The organism is Siminovitchia fortis, from assembly GCF_007681465.1.
Classification (GTDB): Bacteria; Bacillota; Bacilli; order Bacillales; family Bacillaceae_C; genus Siminovitchia; species Siminovitchia fortis.
Genome location: NZ_VEKZ01000133.1, coordinates 1 through 1,573, shown reverse-complemented (window position 1 = coordinate 1,573; position 1,573 = coordinate 1). Strand labels below are relative to the sequence as shown.

At 43.6% G+C, this 1,573-nt stretch carries 2 protein-coding genes; both read right to left on the bottom strand.

What is annotated here, in order from left to right; all coding sequences use genetic code 11:
- Positions 1 to 39 precede the first annotated feature (39 nt).
- Positions 40 to 183: a hypothetical protein gene (locus FS666_RS19975; protein WP_186306626.1), complete on the bottom strand. Its 144-nt coding sequence runs from the start codon at positions 181 to 183 to the stop codon at positions 40 to 42.
- 22 nt (positions 184 to 205) lie between these two features.
- Positions 206 to 1,510: an IS91 family transposase gene (locus FS666_RS19205; RefSeq protein ID WP_120076033.1), complete on the bottom strand. Its 1,305-nt coding sequence runs from the start codon at positions 1,508 to 1,510 to the stop codon at positions 206 to 208.
- Between the last annotated feature and the right edge of the window lie 63 nt (positions 1,511 to 1,573).

Sequence of the window (1,573 nt, the reverse complement as noted above, 5' to 3'; positions counted from 1 at the left end):
TAAGAAAAACCGGGCAAAAACCGCCCGGTCCTTTTTTGTTTAGAGGATATCCGATAATTTGTACTCCATGCCATGGACTCCTTTATAATACTCCGGATACATTTCTCCTCCACATTGTTCCCATGAAAACATGGGCGGGGTTGTTGGATCCCCGTCATCCATCAGATCAAAATCCCTAACCACACTTAAACGGATTTCCTCCTTTTCATGACACGTCAAACAGACATAGCTGACGCTCTGTTTCCTGGACTGGTTGAGGCCTATGTTTTTCTTCTTTTTCTTTCCTTTTTTGCGGTGCTTGGATACTGGTGAGATCGTTAATCACCCTTTCTAAATACGCTCTTGTTGTGGGGCACAAGGCTACCTTGATTTCTAGCTTCCCATTTTCAAGACAGACTTCTCCCTTGTATTCATAGTAACACTCACACCTTGAACAGACGAGGGGATCTTTTCTGCCGCTGGCTACAATTCTTTCACGCCATGTCCGGCGGCGCAGGGTCTTTTTAACTTTTACCACCCATCGTTTTACCTCCTGCTGCCAGGCGCTCAATATCTTTTTGCACACGTTCTTCATCCGTCTGGAATACATTCCATAATGGCGGATGGTTTTAAATTGCTCGTCCGGGATATGACGGATTAAACGTGAAATGAACTCCTCCACGCTTACTGTTTCCGTCTTTTCTTTCCCATCTGTTTTATCCATGTACTTAAAAGTAACGAATTGTCCGTCATATGCCTCGATCCGATTGATTCCAATCGCCGGTCGACGAATATAACGGCCAATATAACGAAGCTGCTCCTTTACCTTCCCCCTCTGTTTTGGGGCATACACATAGAAGCCTTCCCCATTTTTGGTGAACGCCTTTTGAAGTCTTGGCTGGATTCGCTTCTTTTCCTTCTCCGTCACTCCTTTGCGGATTAATTTTAATACAACCGTCTGCCATTGCTTGCGAAGCATGGCAAATGGCAAAAAATCATACTGTTTCCATTCTCCTTTTTTCGTCAGACCACCCATTGTCACTAGCATATGGATATGCGGATTAAAATTGACTCTGGAACCAAAAGTATGCAGTCCCGCGATGATTCCAGGAGTGACTTTTGCTTTCTTTTTAAAGAAGTCGATCAATAATTTCGCAGCCTCATCCATCAAATCCTTTAATAAATGACGGTGAAGTAGAAAGACATCCCTCAGCCCTTCATCAATCGTAAAAATCACATGTCGGTGATTCACCTGGAGGACATCTTCGGTCAGCAGTCTGCTCCACTCTTCGCTCTCTCCTACCGAACAAGTGGTACAGAAGCGTCCCTTACAGCGATAGGGGACTTTGCGTACGTCATTACAGCCTTCACATACAAAGAGTTTAAATCCATTTTTGAAATCTCCGCAATCGCGAAACTTCTCCACCTCCTTGATGACGATTGGACGGATTTTAGCTCCATGTTTGCGCTTGAAGGCTTCCCAATGTTGGTGGTTATCAAAAAAGATTTCTCTAAGTAAATTCCTTTCCATAAAATGAAAATACCACAGTCCAAACGACCGTGGTAGACCCAATAATATACTTTCTTATCTTTT

Bases quoted from the DNA above. Each gene is read 5' to 3' on its own strand.
- FS666_RS19205 (WP_120076033.1), bottom strand. From the start codon at position 1,510: ATGGAAAGGAATTTACTTAGAGAAATCTTTTTTGATAACCACCAACAT.